Here is a 26,859-nt window from a genome sequence, read left to right as displayed (position 1 = left end):
CATTTGATATGATCTTATCAAATGTAAGTGCAAATGCTCTTATTGCTGACGCAAAAGGAGTGGGAACAATCACAGATGAGCCTACGCCATCAAATCCAGAAGATACGGTTGTCTTAACGCTAAGCGGTGATGCAAACGTTGAAGAGTCTACTCAAGCTTCATTTAGAGTTACAGCAGATAAAGTAGTAGAAACAGATTTAACTGTATCGATAAAAACAGGGCATGTAGATACGACAACTGGTGATTATGTTGAGTTAGATACAACTGTTACTATTCCTGCAGGGCAAACATACGTAGACTTCACTGTTGATACTAATGATGATGCATATGCAGAAGGTGGGGAAGACTTCACTGTTACAATGAGTGACCCAGTTGGTGGCGGTGTAGAAAATGTCGCACTTGGTGCTTCTGAAGTTACAACTACTATTAATGATGAAGCATCTCCAACAGCTGAAGATACAGCGACGGTGTGGATCACAGGTTCAACAACGGTCGTAGAAGCAGAAACAGCGACATACACGATTCACGTAGATAGAGTTCCAACTACTGATTTAGTTGTAACCATTGAAACAGAAAATATTACAACTGAAGCAGGTGATTTCAGTGTCCCAAGTTTCACACAAGTCATCATTCCTGCAGGTCAAACTTCTGTTAGCTTCGACGTTGTTACAATTGATGATGCACTTGCCGAAAATACGGAAAATTTTGAAGTTAAAATTACTGCAACAAATGGTGGTGGGTTTGAGAATACAGTGGTTGGTGTTGATTCAGTTACAACAGCAATTACTGATGAGACAAATCCAGTGGATTTAGATGTAGGTGCAACTGTGTCTATCTCTGGTGATAGTACTGTCTGGGAAGGCAACACTGTTACTTATACAGTGACAACAGATACTGTCTCATCAGAAGATATTATCGTTTCAGTGGTTACAGGACATGTTACAACCGATAATGGAGATTTAACTCCTGTCACTACCAACGTCACAATTCCTGCTGGCTCGCTAACGGCAACCTTTGATGTGGTGACAACGGATGATGCCATTGCAGATAGTGGAGAAACATTTACTGCAAGCATTAGTGGTGCAACCGGCGCCGAATTTGAAACAATTGCCGTTGATGCAACAGCCGATGTTGTGACAACTACCATTGTTGATGCTTCAGACCCAACACCACCAGTCACACCTCCAGGTACACCGGATTCACCGGATGCCGGCGCAACAGTTTCAATTGATGGTGATGCATCTGTATTAGAAGGTAATACAGCAACCTATACCGTGACAACAGATACTGTATCAACGTCAGATATTCTAGTTTCAGTTGTGACAGGTCATGTTACTACGGATGCGGGCGATTTAGTTCCTGTGAACACTACCGTCACAATCCCTGCGGGCGATACAAGCGCAACATTTACAGTAGACACAACTGACGATAATTTAGCTGAGCCAACAGAAACTTATACTGTGAGCATCGTATCTGCAAGTGGCGATCAATTCGAAACAATAAATGTAGACAGTGTAGCTGGTTCAGTAAATACAAATATTATTGATAATGATTTGCCTTCTCTTTCAATTAACGACATGACAGTAAATGAAGATGATCAAACAATGTCGTTTACCGTCACTTTAAGTAATCCAAGTAGTTCTACTGTAACGGTAGATTATATTACAGATGATACTAATGGTACATCTACAGAAGGCTTAGACTACACTGCGGTTAATGGCACATTAACATTCGATCCAAATGTTACAACTCAAGTAATCACGGTGCCTATCAGTGATGATTATATTGCTGAAGGTAGTGAAACTTTTGACATGCTACTAAGCAATGCCACTTATGCAACAATAAGTGACACAACAGGCCTTGGTATTATTCAAGATGAACCAACAGCCGGAGCAGAAGATACTATAACTGTGTCGTTAAGTGGTGATCAAACTGTAGCTGAAGGCGATACAGCAAGTTATACAGTAACAATTAGTGAAGCGACAATTACAGATATGATAGTTGATGTGGTAACTGGACATAGTACAACTCAAGATGGTGATTTAATACCAACAACACAACAAGTTACAATTTTACAAGGTGATACTGTCGCGACCTTGACAGTTTCAAATATTGATGATGCATATGCTGAAGGCGATGAAGCTTATAAAGTTGAATTAAGTGGATCGACTAGTGGTGGTGGTTTCGAAGCTGTCAATGTAGATACAACTCCAGTAATTACAGTCATCTCTGATAATTCACCAATAGATGACACAGTAGAAGCGGATAAAGAAATTGTAAATATACAATTAAGTGGAGCTAGCTCTGTAGAAGAAGGTGGGGATGCGACATACACTATCTCACTAGATCAAGTTACTGCAACTTCAATGGATATTGAAGTAATTACTGGGCACACAACTACGGAAGATGGTGACTTAGTACCTGCAACTATTACAGTTACCGTACCGGCAAATTCAGATACAGTAAGCTTCACAGTTTCGAATAATCAAGATGCAATAGCAGAAGGGAATGAAGCTTACACAGTTGCACTTACTGGTGTAACAACAGGCGGAGGTTTCGAAACAATTAATGTAGATACTCTTCCTGTAAATACAACAATAGTTGATGATGATGTACTATCCATTAGCATTAATGATGTAACTGTAAATGAAGATGCTGGAGTTATGATTTTTGAAGTATCTTTAAGTAAAGCAAGTACTAGTGATGTGACTTTTAACTATGACTCCACTGATAACTCAAGTGCAATTGCAGGGACTGACTACACTGCCGTAAGTGGTAGTGGGATAATTACTGCTGGTCAAATGACAACAAGCATAGAAGTCCCTATTACTGATGATAACTATGCCGAAACAGCTGAAACATTTTTAATTAATCTTACCAATATTTCACCTGCAAGTGTTGTTATTGCCGATGCTCAAGGCATTGGTACGATAAATGATGATATAATTACTTCGCCAGAAACCTCAACCGTTACGCTCAGCGCGACAGCAAGTGTCACAGAAGGTGGATCAATTACTTACAGTGCAAGTGTCGATAATGCACCGGAAACAACGGACTTAATTATTACACTTGATAATGGTGTAGTTCTCACCGTTCCAGCAGGCGCAACTGTGTCAAATAGCGTCGATGTCACTGCCCCAGATGATGTTTATAATGATACCGACTCTAATATTGATGTTGCGATCACTTCAACAACCGGTGGAAACTACGAAGCCTTAGATACGACTTCAACAGTCAGTACTGTGCTTAGTGATGATAATGATATTTCAACTGTTACGCTCAGTGCGACGCCAAGTGTCACAGAAGGTGGTTCAATTACTTACAGTGCAACTGTCGATAATGCACCGGAGTCAACGGACCTAATTATTACACTTGATAATGGTGTGGTTCTCACCGTTCCAGCAGGCGCAACGGCTTCAAACAGCGTTGATGTTACAGCCCCAGACGATGTTTATAATGATGCGGACTCTAATATTGATGTTGCGATCGCTTCAACGACAGGTGGAAACTACGAAGACTTAGATACGACTTCAATAGTCACCACAGTACTAAGCGATGATAATGATATTTCAACCATTACGCTCAGCGCGACACAAAGTGTCACAGAAGGTGGCTCAATTACTTACAGTGCAAGTGTCGATAATGCACCGGAGTCAACAGACTTAATTATTACACTTGATAATGGTGTGGTTCTCACCGTTCCAGCAGGCGCAACGGCGTCAAACAGCGTTGATGTCACAGCGCCAGATGATGTTTATAATGATGCCGATTCTAATATTGATGTTGCGATCACTTCAACAACAGGTGGAAACTACGAAGACTTAGATACGACTTCAACAGTCACCACAGTACTTAGTGATGATAATGATATTTCAACCATTACGCTCAGCGCGACACCAAGTGTCACAGAAGGTGGTTCAATTACTTACAGTGCAAGTGTCGATAATGCACCGGAGTCAACGGACTTAATTATTACACTTGATAATGGTGTGGTTCTCACCGTTCCAGCAGGCGCAACGGCGTCAAACAGCGTTGATGTCACAGCGCCAGATGATGTTTATAATGATGCCGACTCTAATATTGATGTTGCGATCACTTCAACAACCGGTGGAAACTACGAAGACTTAGATACAACTTCAACAGTCACCACAGTGCTAAGCGATGATAATGATATTTCAACGGTTACACTCAGCGCGACAGCAAGTGTTATTGAAGGTGGGTCAATTACTTATAGTGCAAGTGTTGATAATGCCCCAGAGTCAACGGACTTAAGTATTACACTTGATAATGGTGTGGTACTGATAATTCCTGTGGGCGCAACCGTGTCAAATAGCGTTGATGTCACAGCGCCAGATGATGTTTATAATGATGCCGACTCTAATATTGATGTCGCGATCACTTCCACAACGGGTGGAAACTTCGAAGGCTTGGACACGTCTTCAACAGTAACAACGGTTTTAAGTGATGATATTGATACTTCTACAATGACACTAACTGGTGATACATCAGTTATTGAAGGTGGCGAAGCGACTTATACTATCAATTTAACTAATCCAGCAGAGACTGCAATGACTGTTGAAGTCGTTACTGGTCACACAACTACAGATAATGGGGACTTGATTCCAACAATTATCACGGTAGATATCCCTGCAAATGCATCAAGTGCAACTTTTAATGTTGCCAATACTGATGATACCTTAGCTGAAGGTAACGAAAACTATACCGTAGAGCTCAATGGTATTTCAACGGGTGGTAACTTTGAGAACTTAGTCATTGATCAAACGCCTGTATCGACAGAAATAGTCGATAATGAGGGTACTCAAGTATTATTATCAGTGATGAAAGTGTCGATGAAAATGCTGGAACAATGACGTTTACTGTAACACTTAGTAATGTGTCAGATACTGACGTAACTTTTGAGTATGCTTCAGCAGATAATGGAAGTGCTCTAGCAGGGACAGACTACACAGCAGTAAATGGCAATGGCTCTATTGTCACGGGAGCTTTAACAACGACCATAACAGTGCCTATAACAGATGATTATTTAGCTGAAGGTTCTGAAACGTTTGTTATGAACTTAAGTAATGTTAGTTCAAATGCTTTAATTGCTGATGCTCAGGGTGTTGGTACTATTACAGATGAAGCTATTCCAACAGATGATGATACTGCAACAGTAAGTATTACTGGTTCAACTTCCGTTATTGAAGGTGAAGCAGATGCAACCTATACAATTAGCGTCGATAAAGCCCCAACGGTAGATATGACTGTAGATGTTGTATATTCATATACAAGTGCAGAGACGGGGGATATCGTTGAGGGTCTAACCAGCGTCACGATCCCTGCGAATAGCTTAACATCGGCTCCTTTTAATGTCGCAACAGTAGATGATGCTTATGCAGAGGGTGCAGAAGACTTTATAGTCACAATCTCCAACCCAAGTGCGGGTGGATTCGAAAACGTTGAAGTAAGCTCAACAACTGGTTCTATTACAACAACCATACTAGATGGTAATGCCAATGAACCAACACCACCGAGCGCAGATGATATTGCAACGGTGAGTATTACAGGCTCAGCATCGGTCATCGAAGGTGAAGCGGATGCAAGCTATACAATCAGCGTCGATAAAGCCCCAACGGAAGCGATGACAGTTGATGTTGTTTACTCATATACAAGTGCAGAGACAGGGGATATCGTTGAAGGCGTCACTAGCGTCACAATCCCTGCTAATAGCTTAACTTCGGCTCCTTTTAATGTAGCAACAGTAGATGATGCATACGCAGAGGGTGCGGAAGACTTTATTGTCAGTATCGCTAACGCAAGTTTAGGTGGATTTGAAAACGTTGAAGTAAGCTCAACAGCAGGAGCTGTTACTACAACCATTTTAGATGGCAATGCTAATGAACCAACACCGCCAAGTGCAGATGATATTGCAACAGTGAGTATCACAGGCTCAACTTCCGTTATTGAAGGTGAAGCGGATGCAAGCTATACAATCAGCGTTGATAAAGCCCCAACAGTTGATATGACTGTAGATGTTGTATATTCATATACAAGTGCAGAGACAGGGGATATCGTTGAAGGCGTCACTAGCGTTACAATCCCAGCGAATAGCTTAACTTCGGCTCCTTTTAATGTAGCAACAGTAGATGATGCTTATGCAGAGGGTGCAGAAGACTTTATAGTCACAATCTCCAACCCAAGTGCGGGTGGATTTGAAAACGTTGAAATAAGTTCAACAGCAGGAGCTGTAACTACAACCATATTAGATGGCAATGCCAATGAACCAACACCACCAAGTGCAGATGATATTGCAACAGTGAGTATCACAGGTTCAACTTCCGTTATTGAAGGTGAAGCGGATGCAAGCTATACAATCAGCGTCGATAAAGCCCCAACGGAAGCGATGACAGTTGATGTTGTTTACTCATATACAAGTGCAGAGACAGGAGATATTGTTGAAGGCGTCACTAGCGTCACAATCCCTGCGAATAGCTTAACTTCGGCTCCTTTTAATGTAGCAACAGTAGATGATGCATATGCAGAGGGTGCAGAAGACTTTATCGTCAGTATCGCTAACCCAAGCTTAGGTGGGTTTGAAAATGTTGAAGTAAGTTCAACAGCTGGTTCTGTGACTACAACTATTAATGATGAAGCATCTCCAACATCTGAAGATACAGCAACTGTATCTCTTTCAGGAGACAATTCAGTAACAGAAGGTGGAACAGCAACTTACACTGTAAGTGTAGATAAAATACCTACTGAAGATATTAATGTAGTTATCAACACAGGACACACTACAACAGATGATGGAGATTTAATTCCGACTAGCATAAATGTAATAATCGCGGCAGGAACACAATCTGCTGACTTTAATGTAACAAATACGGATGATAATTTTGCTGAAGGCACAGAAATTTATACGGTAACACTTTCAAGTCATACTGATGGTGGGTTTGAAAAAACCATAACAGGTACAAACTTAATTAGTACCGTTATCACGGATGAAGATGTACCAACAGATCCTGACGTGGATACGGCAATAATTTCTCTTGTGGGCCCAGGCGCCGTGATTGAAGGTGAAGTGACCACGGATTACACCGTGAGCATCACCGAAGCACCGGCAAGCGACTTAACCGTGACGTTCAACTACACCACCAATGATGCCGATGGCAATGACTACACGGCCGTGGGCAGTGTGGTGATTTTAGCGGGTGAAACCAGCGCAACCTTCGACATTGCGACCATTGACGATAACTTAGCGGAAGGCAGTGAAGACTTTACCGTGTCGATTGCGACGGTTACTGCGGGCGGTCTAGAAGACGTGCGTGTGTCTAGCACCGAGAATGCTGTTACGACAACGATCACTGATGAAGTGGTACCGACGGATCCAGATGCTGATACGGCGATTGTGAGTATTGCCGGTCCAGGCACAGTGGTAGAAGGTGAGACGACGACGGATTACACCGTGACCATCACCGAAGCGCCACTGTCTGATTTAACGGTGAACTTTAATTACACTACCACGGATGCAGATGGTAATGACTACACAGCGGTAAGCAGTGTGGTGATTTTAGCGGGTGAAACCACTGCGACCTTTAACATTGATACCATTGACGATAACTTTGCTGAAGGCGGCGAAGACTTTACCGTGTCGATTGCGACGGTTGAAAATGGTGGTCTCGAAGACGTTAGAATTTCAACGGCTGATAATGCCGTGACAACCAGTATCACTGATGAAGTGGTACCGACGGATCCAGATGCTGATACGGCGATTGTGAGTATTGCCGGTCCAGGCACAGTGGTAGAAGGTGAGACGACCACGGATTACACCGTGACCATCACCGAAGCACCTGAAACAGACTTAACCGTGACGTTCAACTACACCACCACCGATGCAGACGGTAATGACTACACAGCGGTAAGCAGTGTGGTGATTTTAGCGGGTGAAACCACTGCGACCTTTAACATTGATACCATTGACGATAACTTTGCTGAAGGCGGCGAAGACTTTACCGTGTCGATTTCGACGGTTGAAAATGGTGGTCTCGAAGACGTTAGAATTTCAACGGCTGATAATGCCGTGACAACCAGTATCACTGATGAAGTGGTACCGACGGATCCAGATGCTGATACGGCGATTGTGAGTATTGCCGGTCCAGGCACAGTGGTAGAAGGTGAGACGACCACGGATTACACCGTGACCATCACCGAAGCACCTGAAACAGACTTAACCGTGACGTTCAACTACACCACCACGGATGCAGACGGTAATGACTACACAGCGGTAAGCAGTGTGGTGATTTTAGCGGGTGAAACCACTGCGACCTTTAACATTGATACTATTGACGATAACTTTGCTGAAGGCGACGAAGACTTTACCGTGTCGATTGCGACGGTTGAAAATGGTGGTCTCGAAGACGTTAGAATTTCAACGGCTGATAATGCCGTGACAACCAGTATCACTGATGAAGTGGTACCGACGGATCCAGATGCTGATACGGCGATTGTGAGTATTGCCGGTCCAGGCACAGTGGTAGAAGGTGAGACGACCACGGATTACACCGTGACCATCACCGAAGCACCAGTGTCTGATTTAACGGTGAACTTTAATTACACTACCACGGATGCAGATGGTAATGACTACACAGCGGTAAGCAGTGTGGTGATTTTAGCGGGTGAAACCACTGCGACCTTTAACATTGATACCATTGACGATAACTTTGCTGAAGGCGGCGAAGACTTTACCGTGTCGATTGCGACGGTTGAAAATGGTGGTCTCGAAGACGTTAGAATTTCAACGGCTGATAATGCCGTGACAACCAGTATCACTGATGAAGTGGTACCGACGGATCCAGATGCTGATACGGCGATTGTGAGTATTGCCGGTCCAGGCACAGTGGTAGAAGGTGAGACGACCACGGATTACACCGTGACCATCACCGAAGCGCCACTGTCTGATTTAACGGTGAACTTTAATTACACTACCACGGATGCAGATGGTAATGACTACACAGCGGTAAGCAGTGTGGTGATTTTAGCGGGTGAAACCACTGCGACCTTTAACATTGATACCATTGACGATAACTTTGCTGAAGGCGACGAAGACTTTACCGTGTCGATTGCGACGGTTGAAAATGGTGGTCTCGAAGACGTTAGAATTTCAACGGCTGATAATGCCGTGACAACCAGTATCACTGATGAAGTGGTACCGACGGATCCAGATGCTGATACGGCGATTGTGAGTATTGCCGGTCCAGGCACAGTGGTAGAAGGTGAGACGACCACGGATTACACCGTGACCATCACCGAAGCGCCACTGTCTGATTTAACGGTGAACTTTAATTACACTACCACGGATGCAGATGGTAATGACTACACAGCGGTAAGCAGTGTGGTGATTTTAGCGGGTGAAACCACTGCGACCTTTAACATTGAGACCATTGACGATAACTTTGCTGAAGGCAGCGAAGACTTTACCGTGTCGATTTCGACGGTTGAAAATGGTGGTCTCGAAGACGTTAGAATTTCAACGGCTGATAATGCCGTGACAACCAGTATCACTGATGAAGTGGTACCGACGGATCCAGATGCTGATACGGCGATTGTGAGTATTGCCGGTCCAGGCACAGTGGTAGAAGGTGAGACGACCACGGATTACACCGTGACCATCACCGAAGCACCTGAAACAGACTTAACCGTGACGTTCAACTACACCACCACCGATGCAGACGGTAATGACTACACAGCGGTAAGCAGTGTGGTGATTTTAGCAGGTGAAACCACTGCGACCTTTAACATTGATACCATTGACGATAACTTTGCTGAAGGCGGCTGAAGACTTTACCGTGTCGATTTCGACGGTTGAAAATGGTGGTCTCGAAGACGTTAGAATTTCAACGGCTGATAATGCCGTGACAACCAGTATCACTGATGAAGTGGTACCGGTTGATCCAGATGCTGATACGGCGATTGTGAGTATTGCCGGTCCAGGCACAGTGGTAGAAGGTGAAACGACCACGGATTACACCGTGACCATCACCGAAGCACCTGAAACAGACTTAACCGTGACGTTCAACTACACGACCACGGATGCAGACGGTAATGACTACACAGCGGTAAGCAGTGTGGTGATTTTAGCGGGTGAAACCACTGCGACCTTTAACATTGATACCATTGACGATAACTTTGCTGAAGGCGCTGAAGACTTTACCGTGTCGATTGCGACGGTTGAAAATGGTGGTCTCGAAGACGTTAGAATCTCAACGGCTGATAATGCCGTGACAACCAGTATCACTGATGAAGTTGTCCCGGTTGATCCAGATGCTGATACGGCGATTGTGAGTATTGCCGGTCCAGGCACAGTGGTAGAAGGTGAAACGACCACGGATTACACCGTGACCATCACCGAAGCACCTGAAACAGACTTAACCGTGACGTTCAACTACACGACCACGGATGCAGACGGTAATGACTACACAGCGGTAAGCAGTGTGGTGATTTTAGCGGGTGAAACCACTGCGACCTTTAACATTGAAACCATTGACGATAACTTTGCTGAAGGCGGCGAAGACTTTACCGTGTCGATTGCGACGGTTGAAAATGGTGGTCTAGAAGATGTACGCGTATCAACAACCGAGAATGCGGTAACTACGAGTATCACTGATGAAGTGGTACCGACGGATCCAGATGCTGATACGGCGATTGTGAGTATTGCCGGTCCAGGCACAGTGGTAGAAGGTGAGACGACCACGGATTACACCGTGACCATCACCGAAGCACCTGAAACAGACTTAACCGTGACGTTCAACTACACGACCACGGATGCAGACGGTAATGACTACACAGCGGTAAGCAGTGTGGTGATTTTAGCGGGTGAAACCACTGCGACCTTTAACATTGATACCATTGACGATAACTTTGCTGAAGGCGGCGAAGACTTTACCGTGTCGATTGCGACGGTTGAAAATGGTGGTCTAGAAGATGTACGCGTATCAACAACCGAGAATGCGGTAACTACGAGTATCACTGATGAAGTGGTACCGACGGATCCAGATGCAGATACGGCGATTGTGAGTATTGCCGGTCCAGGCACAGTGGTAGAAGGTGAGACGACCACGGATTACACCGTGACCATCACCGAAGCACCACTGTCTGATTTAACGGTGAACTTTAATTACACTACCACGGATGCAGACGGTAATGACTACACAGCGGTAAGCAGTGTGGTGATTTTAGCGGGTGAAACCACTGCGACCTTTAACATTGATACCATTGACGATAACTTTGCTGAAGGCAGTGAAGACTTTACCGTGTCGATTGCGACGGTTGAAAATGGTGGTCTAGAAGATGTACGCGTATCAACAACCGAGAATGCGGTAACTACCAGTATCACTGATGAAGTTGTCCCGGTTGATCCAGATGCTGATACGGCGATTGTGAGTATTGCCGGTCCAGGCACAGTGGTAGAAGGTGAGACGACCACGGATTACACCGTGACCATCACCGAAGCACCTGAAACAGACTTAACCGTGACGTTCAACTACACCACCACCGATGCAGACGGTAATGACTACACAGCGGTAAGCAGTGTGGTGATTTTAGCGGGTGAAACCACTGCGACCTTTAACATTGATACCATTGACGATAACTTTGCTGAAGGCGGCTGAAGACTTTACCGTGTCGATTTCGACGGTTGAAAATGGTGGTCTCGAAGACGTTAGAATTTCAACGGCTGATAATGCCGTGACAACCAGTATCACTGATGAAGTGGTACCGACGGATCCAGATGCTGATACGGCGATTGTGAGTATTGCCGGTCCAGGCACAGTGGTAGAAGGTGAGACGACCACGGATTACACCGTGACCATCACCGAAGCGCCACTGTCTGATTTAACGGTGAACTTTAATTACACTACCACGGATGCAGACGGTAATGACTACACAGCGGTAAGCAGTGTGGTGATTTTAGCGGGTGAAACCACTGCGACCTTTAACATTGATACCATTGACGATAACTTTGCTGAAGGCGACGAAGACTTTACCGTGTCGATTGCGACGGTTGAAAATGGTGGTCTCGAAGACGTTAGAATCTCAACGGCTGATAATGCCGTGACAACCAGTATCACTGATGAAGTGGTACCGGTTGATCCAGATGCTGATACGGCGATTGTGAGTATTGCCGGTCCAGGCACAGTGGTAGAAGGTGAAACGACCACGGATTACACCGTGACCATCACTGAAGCACCTGAAACAGACTTAACCGTGACGTTCAACTACACGACCACGGATGCAGACGGTAATGACTACACAGCGGTAAGCAGTGTGGTGATTTTAGCGGGTGAAACCACTGCGACCTTCAACATTGATACTATTGACGATAACTTTGCTGAAGGCGACGAAGACTTTACCGTGTCGATTGCGACGGTTGAAAATGGTGGTCTCGAAGACGTTAGAATTTCAACGGCTGATAATGCCGTGACAACCAGTATCACTGATGAAGTGGTACCGACGGATCCAGATGCTGATACGGCGATTGTGAGTATTGCCGGTCCAGGCACAGTGGTAGAAGGTGAAACGACCACGGATTACACCGTGACCATCACCGAAGCACCTGAAACAGACTTAACCGTGACGTTCAACTACACGACCACGGATGCAGACGGTAATGACTACACAGCGGTAAGCAGTGTGGTGATTTTAGCGGGTGAAACCACTGCGACCTTTAACATTGATACCATTGACGATAACTTTGCTGAAGGCGGCTGAAGACTTTACCGTGTCGATTGCGACGGTTGAAAATGGTGGTCTAGAAGATGTACGCGTATCAACAACCGAGAATGCGGTAACTACGAGTATCACTGATGAAGTGGTACCGACGGATCCAGATGCTGATACGGCGATTGTGAGTATTGCCGGTCCAGGCACAGTGGTAGAAGGTGAGACGACCACGGATTACACCGTGACCATCACCGAAGCACCTGAAACAGACTTAACCGTGACGTTCAACTACACGACCACGGATGCAGACGGTAATGACTACACAGCGGTAAGCAGTGTGGTGATTTTAGCGGGTGAAACCACTGCGACCTTCAACATTGATACTATTGACGATAACTTTGCTGAAGGCGACTGAAGACTTTACCGTGTCGATTGCGACGGTTGAAAATGGTGGTCTCGAAGACGTTAGAATCTCAACGGCTGATAATGCCGTGACAACCAGTATCACTGATGAAGTTGTCCCGGTTGATCCAGATGCTGATACGGCGATTGTGAGTATTGCCGGTCCAGGCACAGTGGTAGAAGGTGAGACGACCACGGATTACACCGTGACCATCACTGAAGCGCCACTGTCTGATTTAACGGTGAACTTTAACTACACCACCACGGATGCAGACGGTAATGACTACACAGCGGTAAGCAGTGTGGTGATTTTAGCGGGTGAAACCACTGCGACCTTCAACATTGATACTATTGACGATAACTTTGCTGAAGGCGACTGAAGACTTTACCGTGTCGATTGCGACGGTTGAAAATGGTGGTCTCGAAGACGTTAGAATTTCAACGGCTGATAATGCCGTGACAACCAGTATCACTGATGAAGTGGTACCGACGGATCCAGATGCTGATACGGCGATTGTGAGTATTGCCGGTCCAGGCACAGTGGTAGAAGGTGAAACGACCACGGATTACACCGTGACCATCACTGAAGCGCCACTGTCTGATTTAACGGTGAACTTTAACTACACTACCACGGATGCAGACGGTAATGACTACACAGCGGTAAGCAGTGTGGTGATTTTAGCGGGTGAAACCACTGCGACCTTTAACATTGAAACCATTGACGATAACTTTGCTGAAGGCGGCTGAAGACTTTACCGTGTCGATTGCGACGGTTGAAAATGGTGGTCTCGAAGACGTTAGAATTTCAACGGCTGATAATGCCGTGACAACCAGTATCACTGATGAAGTGGTACCGACGGATCCAGATGCTGATACGGCGATTGTGAGTATTGCCGGTCCAGGCACAGTGGTAGAAGGTGAGACGACCACGGATTACACCGTGACCATCACCGAAGCGCCACTGTCTGATTTAACGGTGAACTTTAATTACACTACCACGGATGCAGACGGTAATGACTACACAGCGGTAAGCAGTGTGGTGATTTTAGCGGGTGAAACCACTGCGACCTTTAACATTGATACCATTGACGATAACTTTGCTGAAGGCGACTGAAGACTTTACCGTGTCGATTGCGACGGTTGAAAATGGTGGTCTCGAAGACGTTAGAATCTCAACGGCTGATAATGCCGTGACAACCAGTATCACTGATGAAGTGGTACCGGTTGATCCAGATGCTGATACGGCGATTGTGAGTATTGCCGGTCCAGGCACAGTGGTAGAAGGTGAGACGACCACGGATTACACCGTGACCATCACCGAAGCGCCACTGTCTGATTTAACGGTGAACTTTAACTACACCACCACGGATGCAGACGGTAATGACTACACAGCGGTAAGCAGTGTGGTGATTTTAGCGGGTGAAACCACTGCGACCTTCAACATTGATACCATTGACGATAACTTTGCTGAAGGCAGTGAAGACTTTACCGTGTCGATTGCGACGGTTGAAAATGGTGGTCTAGAAGATGTACGCGTATCAACAACCGAGAATGCGGTAACTACGAGTATCACTGATGAAGTGGTACCGACGGATCCAGATGCTGATACGGCGATTGTGAGTATTGCCGGTCCAGGCACAGTGGTAGAAGGTGAGACGACGACGGATTACACCGTGACCATCACCGAAGCGCCTGAAACAGACTTAACCGTGACGTTCAACTACACGACCACGGATGCAGACGGTAATGACTACACAGCGGTAAGCAGTGTGGTGATTTTAGCGGGTGAAACCACTGCGACCTTTAACATTGAAACCATTGACGATAACTTTGCTGAAGGCGACGAAGACTTTACCGTGTCGATTGCGACGGTTGAAAATGGTGGTCTCGAAGACGTTAGAATTTCAACGGCTGATAATGCCGTGACAACCAGTATCACTGATGAAGTGGTACCGACGGATCCAGATGCAGATACGGCGATTGTGAGTATTGCCGGTCCAGGCACAGTGGTAGAAGGTGAGACGACGACGGATTACACCGTGACCATCACTGAAGCGCCACTGTCTGATTTAACGGTGAACTTTAATTACACTACCACGGATGCAGATGGTAATGACTACACAGCGGTAAGCAGTGTGGTGATTTTAGCGGGTGAAACCACTGCGACCTTTAACATTGAGACCATTGACGATAACTTTGCTGAAGGCGGCTGAAGACTTTACCGTGTCGATTGCGACGGTTGAAAATGGTGGTCTCGAAGACGTTAGAATTTCAACGGCTGATAATGCCGTGACAACCAGTATCACTGATGAAGTGGTACCGACGGATCCAGATGCTGATACGGCGATTGTGAGTATTGCCGGTCCAGGCACAGTGGTAGAAGGTGAGACGACCACGGATTACACCGTGACCATCACCGAAGCGCCACTGTCTGATTTAACGGTGAACTTTAATTACACTACCACGGATGCAGATGGTAATGACTACACAGCGGTAAGCAGTGTGGTGATTTTAGCGGGTGAAACCACTGCGACCTTTAACATTGATACTATTGACGATAACTTTGCTGAAGGCGCCGAAGACTTTACCGTGTCGATTGCGACAGTTGAAAATGGTGGTCTCGAAGACGTTAGAATTTCAACGGCTGATAATGCCGTGACAACCAGTATCACTGATGAAGTGGTACCGACGGATCCAGATGCTGATACGGCGATTGTGAGTATTGCCGGTCCAGGCACAGTGGTAGAAGGTGAGACGACCACGGATTACACCGTGACCATCACCGAAGCGCCACTGTCTGATTTAACGGTGAACTTTAATTACACTACCACGGATGCAGACGGTAATGACTACACAGCGGTAAGCAGTGTGGTGATTTTAGCGGGTGAAACCACTGCGACCTTTAACATTGATACCATTGACGATAACTTTGCTGAAGGCGACGAAGACTTTACCGTGTCGATTGCGACGGTTGAAAATGGTGGTCTCGAAGACGTTAGAATTTCAACGGCTGATAATGCCGTGACAACCAGTATCACTGATGAAGTGGTACCGACGGATCCAGATGCTGATACGGCGATTGTGAGTATTGCCGGTCCAGGCACAGTGGTAGAAGGTGAAACGACCACGGATTACACCGTGACCATCACTGAAGCACCTGAAACAGACTTAACCGTGACGTTCAACTACACGACCACGGATGCAGACGGTAATGACTACACAGCGGTAAGCAGTGTGGTGATTTTAGCGGGTGAAACCACTGCGACCTTCAACATTGATACTATTGACGATAACTTTGCTGAAGGCGGCGAAGACTTTACCGTGTCGATTGCGACGGTTGAAAATGGTGGTCTCGAAGACGTTAGAATTTCAACGGCTGATAATGCCGTGACAACCAGTATCACTGATGAAGTGGTACCGACGGATCCAGATGCTGATACGGCGATTGTGAGTATTGCCGGTCCAGGCACAGTGGTAGAAGGTGAGACGACCACGGATTACACCGTGACCATCACCGAAGCGCCACTGTCTGATTTAACGGTGAACTTTAATTACACTACCACGGATGCAGACGGTAATGACTACACAGCGGTAAGCAGTGTGGTGATTTTAGCGGGTGAAACCACTGCGACCTTTAACATTGATACCATTGACGATAACTTTGCTGAAGGCGACGAAGACTTTACCGTGTCGATTGCGACGGTTGAAAATGGTGGTCTCGAAGACGTTAGAATTTCAACGGCTGATAATGCCGTGACAACCAGTATCACTGATGAAGTGGTACCGACGGATCCAGATGCTGATACGGCGATTGTGAGTATTGCCGGTCCAGGCACAGTGGTAGAAGGTGAAACGACCACGGATTACACCGTGACCATCACTGAAGCACCTGAAACAGACTTAACCGTGACGTTCAACTACACGACCACGGATGCAGACGGTAATGACTACACAGCGGTAAGCAGTGTGGTGATTTTAGCGGGTGAAACCACTGCGACCTTCAACATTGATACTATTGACGATAACTTTGCTGAAGGCGGCGAAGACTTTACCGTGTCGATTGCGACGGTTGAAAATGGTGGTCTCGAAGACGTTAGAATCTCAACGGCTGATAATGCCGTGACAACCAGTATCACTGATGAAGTTGTCCCGGTTGATCCAGATGCTGATACGGCGATTGTGAGTATTGCCGGTCCAGGCACAGTGGTAGAAGGTGAGACGACCACGGATTACACCGTGACCATCACCGAAGCGCCACTGTCTGATTTAACGGTGAACTTTAATTACACTACCACGGATGCAGACGGTAATGACTACACAGCGGTAAGCAGTGTGGTGATTTTAGCGGGTGAAACCACTGCGACCTTTAACATTGATACCATTGACGATAACTTTGCTGAAGGCGGCGAAGACTTTACCGTGTCGATTGCGACGGTTGAAAATGGTGGTCTCGAAGACGTTAGAATTTCAACGGCTGATAATGCGGTAACTACCAGTATCACTGATGAAGTGGTACCGACGGATCCAGATGCTGATACGGCGATTGTGAGTATTGCCGGTCCAGGCACAGTGGTAGAAGGTGAGACGACCACGGATTACACCGTGACCATCACCGAAGCGCCACTGTCTGATTTAACGGTGAACTTTAATTACACTACCACGGATGCAGACGGTAATGACTACACAGCGGTAAGCAGTGTGGTGATTTTAGCGGGTGAAACCACTGCGACCTTTAACATTGATACCATTGACGATAACTTTGCTGAAGGCGGCTGAAGACTTTACCGTGTCGATTGCGACGGTTGAAAATGGTGGTCTCGAAGACGTTAGAATTTCAACGGCTGATAATGCCGTGACAACCAGTATCACTGATGAAGTGGTACCGACGGATCCAGATGCTGATACGGCGATTGTGAGTATTGCCGGTCCAGGCACAGTGGTAGAAGGTGAGACGACCACGGATTACACCGTGACCATCACCGAAGCGCCACTGTCTGATTTAACGGTGAACTTTAATTACACTACCACGGATGCAGATGGTAATGACTACACAGCGGTAAGCAGTGTGGTGATTTTAGCGGGTGAAACCACTGCGACCTTTAACATTGATACCATTGACGATAACTTTGCTGAAGGCGGCGAAGACTTTACCGTGTCGATTGCGACGGTTGAAAATGGTGGTCTAGAAGATGTACGCGTATCAACAACCGAGAATGCGGTAACTACGAGTATCACTGATGAAGTGGTACCGACGGATCCAGATGCAGATACGGCGATTGTGAGTATTGCCGGTCCAGGCACAGTGGTAGAAGGTGAGACGACGACGGATTACACCGTGACCATCACCGAAGCGCCACTGTCTGATTTAACGGTGAACTTTAATTACACTACCACGGATGCAGACGGTAATGACTACACAGCGGTAAGCAGTGTGGTGATTTTAGCGGGTGAAACCACTGCGACCTTTAACATTGATACCATTGACGATAACTTTGCTGAAGGCAGTGAAGACTTTACCGTGTCGATTGCGACGGTTGAAAATGGTGGTCTAGAAGATGTACGCGTATCAACAACCGAGAATGCGGTAACTACCAGTATCACTGATGAAGTTGTCCCGGTTGATCCAGATGCTGATACGGCGATTGTGAGTATTGCCGGTCCAGGCACAGTGGTAGAAGGTGAGACGACCACGGATTACACCGTGACCATCACCGAAGCGCCACTGTCTGATTTAACGGTGAATTTTAATTACACCACCACGGATGCAGACGGTAATGACTACACAGCGGTAAGCAGTGTGGTGATTTTAGCGGGTGAAACCACTGCGACCTTTAACATTGATACCATTGACGATAACTTTGCTGAAGGCGACGAAGACTTTACCGTGTCGATTGCGACGGTTGAAAATGGTGGTCTCGAAGACGTTAGAATCTCAACGGCTGATAATGCCGTGACAACCAGTATCACTGATGAAGTTGTCCCGGTTGATCCAGATGCTGATACGGCGATTGTGAGTATTGCCGGTCCAGGCACAGTGGTAGAAGGTGAAACGACCACGGATTACACCGTGACCATCACCGAAGCACCTGAAACAGACTTAACCGTGACGTTCAACTACACGACCACGGATGCAGACGGTAATGACTACACAGCGGTAAGCAGTGTGGTGATTTTAGCGGGTGAAACCACTGCGACCTTTAACATTGAAACCATTGACGATAACTTTGCTGAAGGCGGCTGAAGACTTTACCGTGTCGATTGCGACGGTTGAAAATGGTGGTCTAGAAGATGTACGCGTATCAACAACCGAGAATGCGGTAACTACGAGTATCACTGATGAAGTGGTACCGACGGATCCAGATGCTGATACGGCGATTGTGAGTATTGCCGGTCCAGGCACAGTGGTAGAAGGTGAGACGACCACGGATTACACCGTGACCATCACCGAAGCACCTGAAACAGACTTAACCGTGACGTTCAACTACACGACCACGGATGCAGACGGTAATGACTACACAGCGGTAAGCAGTGTGGTGATTTTAGCGGGTGAAACCACTGCGACCTTTAACATTGATACCATTGACGATAACTTTGCTGAAGGCGACTGAAGACTTTACCGTGTCGATTGCGACGGTTGAAAATGGTGGTCTAGAAGATGTACGCGTATCAACAACCGAGAATGCGGTAACTACGAGTATCACTGATGAAGTGGTACCGACGGATCCAGATGCAGATACGGCGATTGTGAGTATTGCCGGTCCAGGCACAGTGGTAGAAGGTGAGACGACCACGGATTACACCGTGACCATCACCGAAGCACCACTGTCTGATTTAACGGTGAACTTTAATTACACTACCACGGATGCAGACGGTAATGACTACACAGCGGTAAGCAGTGTGGTGATTTTAGCGGGTGAAACCACTGCGACCTTTAACATTGATACCATTGACGATAACTTTGCTGAAGGCAGTGAAGACTTTACCGTGTCGATTGCGACGGTTGAAAATGGTGGTCTAGAAGACGTTAGAATTTCAACGGCTGATAATGCCGTGACAACCAGTATCACTGATGAAGTGGTACCGACGGATCCAGATGCTGATACGGCGATTGTGAGTATTGCCGGTCCAGGCACAGTGGTAGAAGGTGAGACGACCACGGATTACACCGTGACCATCACCGAAGCGCCACTGTCTGATTTAACGGTGAACTTTAATTACACTACCACGGATGCAGACGGTAATGACTACACAGCGGTAAGCAGTGTGGTGATTTTAGCGGGTGAAACCACTGCGACCTTCAACATTGATACTATTGACGATAACTTTGCTGAAGGCGACGAAGACTTTACCGTGTCGATTTCGACGGTTGAAAATGGTGGTCTCGAAGACGTTAGAATTTCAACGGCTGATAATGCCGTGACAACCAGTATCACTGATGAAGTGGTACCGACGGATCCAGATGCTGATACGGCGATTGTGAGTATTGCCGGTCCAGGCACAGTGGTAGAAGGTGAGACGACCACGGATTACACCGTGACCATCACCGAAGCGCCACTGTCTGATTTAACGGTGAACTTTAATTACACTACCACGGATGCAGACGGTAATGACTACACAGCGGTAAGCAGTGTGGTGATTTTAGCGGGTGAAACCACTGCGACCTTTAACATTGATACTATTGACGATAACTTTGCTGAAGGCAGTGAAGACTTTACCGTGTCGATTGCGACGGTTGAAAATGGTGGTCTAGAAGATGTACGCGTATCAACAACCGAGAATGCGGTAACTACGAGTATCACTGATGAAGTGGTACCGACGGATCCAGATGCTGATACGGCGATTGTGAGTATTGCCGGTCCAGGCACAGTGGTAGAAGGTGAGACGACGACGGATTACACCGTGACCATCACCGAAGCACCTGAAACAGACTTAACCGTGACGTTCAACTACACGACCACGGATGCAGACGGTAATGACTACACAGCGGTAAGCAGTGTGGTGATTTTAGCGGGTGAAACCACTGCGACCTTCAACATTGATACTATTGACGATAACTTTGCTGAAGGCGGCTGAAGACTTTACCGTGTCGATTGCGACGGTTGAAAATGGTGGTCTCGAAGACGTTAGAATCTCAACGGCTGATAATGCCGTGACAACCAGTATCACTGATGAAGTGGTACCGGTTGATCCAGATGCTGATACGGCGATTGTGAGTATTGCCGGTCCAGGCACAGTGGTAGAAGGTGAGACGACCACGGATTACACCGTGACCATCACCGAAGCGCCACTGTCTGATTTAACGGTGAACTTTAACTACACCACCACGGATGCAGACGGTAATGACTACACAGCGGTAAGCAGTGTGGTGATTTTAGCGGGTGAAACCACTGCGACCTTTAACATTGATACTATTGACGATAACTTTGCTGAAGGCGCTGAAGACTTTACCGTGTCGATTGCGACGGTTGAAAATGGTGGTCTCGAAGACGTTAGAATTTCAACGGCTGATAATGCCGTGACAACCAGTATCACTGATGAAGTGGTACCGACGGATCCAGATGCTGATACGGCGATTGTGAGTATTGCCGGTCCAGGCACAGTGGTAGAAGGTGAGACGACCACGGATTACACCGTGACCATCACCGAAGCGCCACTGTCTGATTTAACGGTGAACTTTAATTACACTACCACGGATGCAGACGGTAATGACTACACAGCGGTAAGCAGTGTGGTGATTTTAGCGGGTGAAACCACTGCGACCTTTAACATTGATACCATTGACGATAACTTTGCTGAAGGCGGCGAAGACTTTACCGTGTCGATTGCGACGGTTGAAAATGGTGGTCTCGAAGACGTTAGAATTTCAACGGCTGATAATGCCGTGACAACCAGTATCACTGATGAAGTGGTACCGGTTGATCCAGATGCTGATACGGCGATTGTGAGTATTGCCGGTCCAGGCACAGTGGTAGAAGGTGAAACGACCACGGATTACACCGTGACCATCACCGAAGCACCTGAAACAGACTTAACCGTGACGTTCAACTACACGACCACGGATGCAGACGGTAATGACTACACAGCGGTAAGCAGTGTGGTGATTTTAGCGGGTGAAACCACTGCGACCTTTAACATTGATACCATTGACGATAACTTTGCTGAAGGCGGCGAAGACTTTACCGTGTCGATTGCGACGGTTGAAAATGGTGGTCTAGAAGATGTACGCGTATCAACAACCGAGAATGCGGTAACTACGAGTATCACTGATGAAGTGGTACCGACGGATCCAGATGCTGATACGGCGATTGTGAGTATTGCCGGTCCAGGCACAGTGGTAGAAGGTGAGACGACCACGGATTACACCGTGACCATCACCGAAGCACCTGAAACAGACTTAACCGTGACGTTCAACTACACGACCACGGATGCAGACGGTAATGACTACACAGCGGTAAGCAGTGTGGTGATTTTAGCGGGTGAAACCACTGCGACCTTCAACATTGATACCATTGACGATAACTTTGCTGAAGGCAGTGAAGACTTTACCGTGTCGATTGCGACGGTTGAAAATGGTGGTCTAGAAGATGTACGCGTATCAACAACCGAGAATGCGGTAACTACGAGTATCACTGATGAAGTGGTACCGACGGATCCAGATGCTGATACGGCGATTGTGAGTATTGCCGGTCCAGGCACAGTGGTAGAAGGTGAGACGACGACGGATTACACCGTGACCATCACCGAAGCGCCTGAAACAGACTTAACCGTGACGTTCAACTACACGACCACGGATGCAGACGGTAATGACTACACAGCGGTAAGCAGTGTGGTGATTTTAGCGGGTGAAACCACTGCGACCTTTAACATTGAAACCATTGACGATAACTTTGCTGAAGGCGGCGAAGACTTTACCGTGTCGATTGCGACGGTTGAAAATGGTGGTCTCGAAGACGTTAGAATTTCAACGGCTGATAATGCCGTGACAACCAGTATCACTGATGAAGTGGTACCGACGGATCCAGATGCTGATACGGCGATTGTGAGTATTGCCGGTCCAGGCACAGTGGTAGAAGGTGAAACGACCACGGATTACACCGTGACCATCACTGAAGCACCTGAAACAGACTTAACCGTGACGTTCAACTACACTACCACGGATGCAGACGGTAATGACTACACAGCGGTAAGCAGTGTGGTGATTTTAGCGGGTGAAACCACTGCGACCTTTAACATTGAAACCATTGACGATAACTTTGCTGAAGGCGGCTGAAGACTTTACCGTGTCGATTGCGACGGTTGAAAATGGTGGTCTCGAAGACGTTAGAATTTCAACGGCTGATAATGCCGTGACAACCAGTATCACTGATGAAGTGGTACCGACGGATCCAGATGCTGATACGGCGATTGTGAGTATTGCCGGTCCAGGCACAGTGGTAGAAGGTGAGACGACCACGGATTACACCGTGACCATCACCGAAGCGCCACTGTCTGATTTAACGGTGAACTTTAATTACACTACCACGGATGCAGACGGTAATGACTACACAGCGGTAAGCAGTGTGGTGATTTTAGCGGGTGAAACCACTGCGACCTTTAACATTGATACCATTGACGATAACTTTGCTGAAGGCGGCTGAAGACTTTACCGTGTCGATTGCGACGGTTGAAAATGGTGGTCTCGAAGACGTTAGAATTTCAACGGCTGATAATGCCGTGACAACCAGTATCACTGATGAAGTGGTACCGACGGATCCAGATGCTGATACGGCGATTGTGAGTATTGCCGGTCCAGGCACAGTGGTAGAAGGTGAGACGACCACGGATTACACCGTGACCATCACCGAAGCGCCACTGTCTGATTTAACGGTGAACTTTAATTACACTACCACGGATGCAGACGGTAATGACTACACAGCGGTAAGCAGTGTGGTGATTTTAGCGGGTGAAACCACTGCGACCTTTAACATTGATACCATTGACGATAACTTTGCTGAAGGCGACCGAAGACTTTACCGTGTCGATTGCGACGGTTGAAAATGGTGGTCTCGAAGACGTTAGAATCTCAACGGCTGATAATGCCGTGACAACCAGTATCACTGATGAAGTGGTACCGGTTGATCCAGATGCTGATACGGCGATTGTGAGTATTGCCGGTCCAGGCACAGTGGTAGAAGGTGAGACGACCACGGATTACACCGTGACCATCACCGAAGCGCCACTGTCTGATTTAACGGTGAACTTTAACTACACCACCACGGATGCAGACGGTAATGACTACACAGCGGTAAGCAGTGTGGTGATTTTAGCGGGTGAAACCACTGCGACCTTCAACATTGATACCATTGACGATAACTTTGCTGAAGGCAGTGAAGACTTTACCGTGTCGATTGCGACGGTTGAAAATGGTGGTCTAGAAGATGTACGCGTATCAACAACCGAGAATGCGGTAACTACGAGTATCACTGATGAAGTGGTACCGACGGATCCAGATGCTGATACGGCGATTGTGAGTATTGCCGGTCCAGGCACAGTGGTAGAAGGTGAGACGACGACGGATTACACCGTGACCATCACCGAAGCGCCTGAAACAGACTTAACCGTGACGTTCAACTACACGACCACGGATGCAGACGGTAATGACTACACAGCGGTAAGCAGTGTGGTGATTTTAGCGGGTGAAACCACTGCGACCTTTAACATTGAAACCATTGACGATAACTTTGCTGAAGGCGGCGAAGACTTTACCGTGTCGATTGCGACGGTTGAAAATGGTGGTCTAGAAGATGTACGCGTATCAACAACCGAGAATGCGGTAACTACGAGTATCACTGATGAAGTGGTACCGACGGATCCAGATGCAGATACGGCGATTGTGAGTATTGCCGGTCCAGGCACAGTGGTAGAAGGTGAGACGACGACGGATTACACCGTGACCATCACTGAAGCACCACTGTCTGATTTGACGGTGAACTTTAATTACACCACCACCGATGCAGACGGTAATGACTACACAGCGGTAAGCAGTGTGGTGATTCTAGCGGGTGAAACCACTGCGACCTTTAACATTGATACTATTGACGATAACTTACCAGAAGGTAACGAAGATTTTACGGTATCGATTTCTACGCTAGAAAATGGCGATTTAGAAGACGTACGTGTTTCAACAAGTAACGATAAAGTGATCACCACCATTATTGATGCAAATAACCCTCCAGTTGCAGTGGATGACCCTGGGACTATCAGTGGTAGTTTGTATGGACAATATTGGGGCTATGTAGAAGGTGCTGAAGCTGTTGACGAGAATGGCAACACTTATACTCAAGGTAACCTTGAAAGTATTTTCCAAGTCATTGATTACACTGAATCTGTTGATAGTGAAATTAAATTTACTTCAACTGAAATTGACTACGGTTATGGAAATGGAGATTTAGCGGATGAGATTAATGTTGAAGGTGTTCCAGATAACCTAATTGCATTCCTAAATAACGATGCAAGCATCTATTACTGGCTCAAGCACCGAAGAAGCAACGGATGGTGTTATTAAACTAACTGGTAATTTAAATGTTCAAAATGATGGCGTTTACACTTTCAACAGTCAGTTTGATGATGGCTTTTTAGTAAAAATAGATGGTGTTGTGGTTTTCTCATTTAATGAAATAACTTCACCGCAGACTGCTACAACTACAATTGATTTAGACGCAGGAGAACATTTTGTAGAAGTATTCTATTGGGATCAAGGTGGTGAATATGTATTTGAAGTTGAGTTAAATGACTCTGACGGAAATAATATTTGGATTGCTGAAAACCTATCACATGTTACAGATCCTACTTCTATCATCACCACTGATGAGTCAACGCCAATTCAAATTGACATATTGGCGAATGACAGTGATCCGGATGGTGATATAGATGAAAGCTCTGTTGTTATAGAAAGCCAGCCAGCTAATGGCCATGTCACTGTTAATACTGACGGTACGGTTGTTTATGTTCCTAATGATGACTTTAGTGGTGTTGATTCATTTACTTATACAGTATTAGATGAGACTGGAAATATTTCTAATACGGCGACGGTACAAGTTAATGTAACAGGTGTTGCTTTTGATGCTCCTATAGTAATCATTACAGAAGATATTAACGATGATGGGACAATAACTAACGATGAATTAGTTGGACAAGTTGATGTGACAATTATCATCCCAGAAGGGGCAACTATTTTTGACACTTTAAATGTCACTAATCCTGATGGGACATTAAGTAATATTTCTATCACTCAGGACATGATAGATAATGGTTACAAGACTACTTACGATGTGCCGGAAGATGGTGAGAGTATTGTTGTTAGTGCAACAGTTTCTGATTTAGTTGGTAATGTATCTCCAAGTCACAGTGACACTGCTATCATTGGTGATACGACAGCAGGTACAATTACATTAGATGAAATTAGTGGCGATATTATTGATGCCATTGAACTAACACAACCTCTTGTCATTTCAGGTACCACAACGGGAATTGAAAACGGACAAATAGCAACAGTTGTTTTTAATGGCAAAAGTTATACGGGCGAAGTATTAGATGGCGTATTTAGCGTTACGGTTCCTGCGAATGATGTTGAACAATTAAATTATTCAACGACTTATATTGCTACTGCTAATGTAAGTGATTTTGCTGGTAATGCTTAGCGCCAGAAGATATAGAAGATGTTCATACAGTTTCTAAACCAGTTGCGGTAGATGACGTGAT

The 26,859-nt window shown here is 46.2% G+C and carries 18 protein-coding genes; all 18 read left to right on the top strand.

The annotated features are described in order from the left end of the window. Nucleotides 1–8 precede the first annotated feature (8 nt). The 18 genes from ACLKMH_RS17330 to ACLKMH_RS17245 are packed head-to-tail and all read left to right on the top strand — an operon-like array spanning nt 9 to nt 26,798. Nucleotides 9–4,871: a beta strand repeat-containing protein gene (locus ACLKMH_RS17330; RefSeq protein ID WP_413699246.1), complete on the top strand. Its 4,863-nt coding sequence runs from the start codon at nt 9–11 to the stop codon at nt 4,869–4,871. Further along, a complete protein-coding gene (locus ACLKMH_RS17325; RefSeq protein WP_413699245.1) occupies nt 4,868–9,835 on the top strand; it encodes a beta strand repeat-containing protein in 4,968 nt (1,655 codons plus the stop codon). The genes ACLKMH_RS17330 and ACLKMH_RS17325 overlap by 4 nt, the downstream gene beginning before the upstream one ends. Further along, entirely contained in the window at nt 9,819–11,666 is a 1,848-nt protein-coding gene (locus tag ACLKMH_RS17320) for a Calx-beta domain-containing protein (RefSeq protein ID WP_413699244.1), read from the top strand. The genes ACLKMH_RS17325 and ACLKMH_RS17320 overlap by 17 nt, the downstream gene beginning before the upstream one ends. Continuing rightward, nucleotides 11,650–12,765, top strand: coding sequence for a Calx-beta domain-containing protein (locus tag ACLKMH_RS17315; protein WP_413699243.1), 1,116 nt, complete (start codon nt 11,650–11,652; stop codon nt 12,763–12,765). The genes ACLKMH_RS17320 and ACLKMH_RS17315 overlap by 17 nt, the downstream gene beginning before the upstream one ends. Further along, nucleotides 12,749–13,132: a hypothetical protein gene (locus ACLKMH_RS17310; protein ID WP_413699236.1), complete on the top strand. Its 384-nt coding sequence runs from the start codon at nt 12,749–12,751 to the stop codon at nt 13,130–13,132. Before ACLKMH_RS17315 ends, ACLKMH_RS17310 begins: the two co-directional genes overlap by 17 nt. Then, a complete protein-coding gene (locus tag ACLKMH_RS17305; protein WP_413699242.1) occupies nt 13,116–13,499 on the top strand; it encodes a hypothetical protein in 384 nt (127 codons plus the stop codon). Before ACLKMH_RS17310 ends, ACLKMH_RS17305 begins: the two co-directional genes overlap by 17 nt. Next, complete coding sequence (locus tag ACLKMH_RS17300) at nt 13,483–13,866, top strand: hypothetical protein (RefSeq protein WP_413699241.1); 384 nt, start codon at nt 13,483–13,485, stop codon at nt 13,864–13,866. The genes ACLKMH_RS17305 and ACLKMH_RS17300 overlap by 17 nt, the downstream gene beginning before the upstream one ends. After that, nucleotides 13,850–14,233, top strand: coding sequence for a hypothetical protein (locus ACLKMH_RS17295; protein WP_413699240.1), 384 nt, complete (start codon nt 13,850–13,852; stop codon nt 14,231–14,233). The genes ACLKMH_RS17300 and ACLKMH_RS17295 overlap by 17 nt, the downstream gene beginning before the upstream one ends. Next, nucleotides 14,217–15,332 (top strand): Calx-beta domain-containing protein, encoded by a 1,116-nt coding sequence (locus tag ACLKMH_RS17290; RefSeq protein WP_413699239.1) that lies wholly within the window; start codon nt 14,217–14,219, stop codon nt 15,330–15,332. Before ACLKMH_RS17295 ends, ACLKMH_RS17290 begins: the two co-directional genes overlap by 17 nt. Further along, nucleotides 15,316–17,895 carry a beta strand repeat-containing protein gene (locus ACLKMH_RS17285; RefSeq protein ID WP_413699238.1) on the top strand — a complete coding sequence of 860 codons (2,580 nt, stop codon included), beginning with the start codon at nt 15,316–15,318 and terminating at the stop codon, nt 17,893–17,895. The genes ACLKMH_RS17290 and ACLKMH_RS17285 overlap by 17 nt, the downstream gene beginning before the upstream one ends. Continuing rightward, nucleotides 17,879–19,360 carry a Calx-beta domain-containing protein gene (locus tag ACLKMH_RS17280; protein WP_413699237.1) on the top strand — a complete coding sequence of 494 codons (1,482 nt, stop codon included), beginning with the start codon at nt 17,879–17,881 and terminating at the stop codon, nt 19,358–19,360. The genes ACLKMH_RS17285 and ACLKMH_RS17280 overlap by 17 nt, the downstream gene beginning before the upstream one ends. Then, nucleotides 19,344–19,727: a hypothetical protein gene (locus ACLKMH_RS17275; RefSeq protein WP_413699236.1), complete on the top strand. Its 384-nt coding sequence runs from the start codon at nt 19,344–19,346 to the stop codon at nt 19,725–19,727. Before ACLKMH_RS17280 ends, ACLKMH_RS17275 begins: the two co-directional genes overlap by 17 nt. Beyond that, nucleotides 19,711–21,192 carry a Calx-beta domain-containing protein gene (locus ACLKMH_RS17270; protein WP_413699235.1) on the top strand — a complete coding sequence of 494 codons (1,482 nt, stop codon included), beginning with the start codon at nt 19,711–19,713 and terminating at the stop codon, nt 21,190–21,192. The genes ACLKMH_RS17275 and ACLKMH_RS17270 overlap by 17 nt, the downstream gene beginning before the upstream one ends. Next, entirely contained in the window at nt 21,176–23,389 is a 2,214-nt protein-coding gene (locus tag ACLKMH_RS17265; RefSeq protein ID WP_413699234.1) for a beta strand repeat-containing protein, read from the top strand. The genes ACLKMH_RS17270 and ACLKMH_RS17265 overlap by 17 nt, the downstream gene beginning before the upstream one ends. Further along, a complete protein-coding gene (locus tag ACLKMH_RS17260) occupies nt 23,373–23,756 on the top strand; it encodes a hypothetical protein (RefSeq protein ID WP_413699233.1) in 384 nt (127 codons plus the stop codon). The genes ACLKMH_RS17265 and ACLKMH_RS17260 overlap by 17 nt, the downstream gene beginning before the upstream one ends. Beyond that, nucleotides 23,740–24,153: a Calx-beta domain-containing protein gene (locus tag ACLKMH_RS17255; RefSeq protein WP_413699232.1), complete on the top strand. Its 414-nt coding sequence runs from the start codon at nt 23,740–23,742 to the stop codon at nt 24,151–24,153. The genes ACLKMH_RS17260 and ACLKMH_RS17255 overlap by 17 nt, the downstream gene beginning before the upstream one ends. After that, nucleotides 24,107–25,663, top strand: coding sequence for a Calx-beta domain-containing protein (locus ACLKMH_RS17250; RefSeq protein WP_413699231.1), 1,557 nt, complete (start codon nt 24,107–24,109; stop codon nt 25,661–25,663). Before ACLKMH_RS17255 ends, ACLKMH_RS17250 begins: the two co-directional genes overlap by 47 nt. After that, nucleotides 25,608–26,798: an Ig-like domain-containing protein gene (locus tag ACLKMH_RS17245; RefSeq protein ID WP_413699230.1), complete on the top strand. Its 1,191-nt coding sequence runs from the start codon at nt 25,608–25,610 to the stop codon at nt 26,796–26,798. The genes ACLKMH_RS17250 and ACLKMH_RS17245 overlap by 56 nt, the downstream gene beginning before the upstream one ends. The last annotated feature ends 61 nt before the right edge of the window (nt 26,799–26,859 follow it).

The sequence above is a fragment of the Psychromonas sp. KJ10-10 genome, assembly GCF_047323245.1.
Lineage (GTDB): Bacteria > Pseudomonadota > Gammaproteobacteria > Enterobacterales > Psychromonadaceae > Psychromonas.
This window is presented reverse-complemented; position numbering and strand designations above follow the sequence as displayed.

What these genes read in the sequence shown, in the direction of transcription:
- ACLKMH_RS17325 (WP_413699245.1), top strand. Translation starts at nt 4,868, where the DNA reads ATGACGTTTACTGTAACACTTAGTAATGTGTCAGATACTGACGTAACT.
- ACLKMH_RS17330 (WP_413699246.1), top strand. Translation starts at nt 9, where the DNA reads ATGATCTTATCAAATGTAAGTGCAAATGCTCTTATTGCTGACGCAAAA.
- ACLKMH_RS17245 (WP_413699230.1), top strand. Translation starts at nt 25,608, where the DNA reads ATGCAAGCATCTATTACTGGCTCAAGCACCGAAGAAGCAACGGATGGT.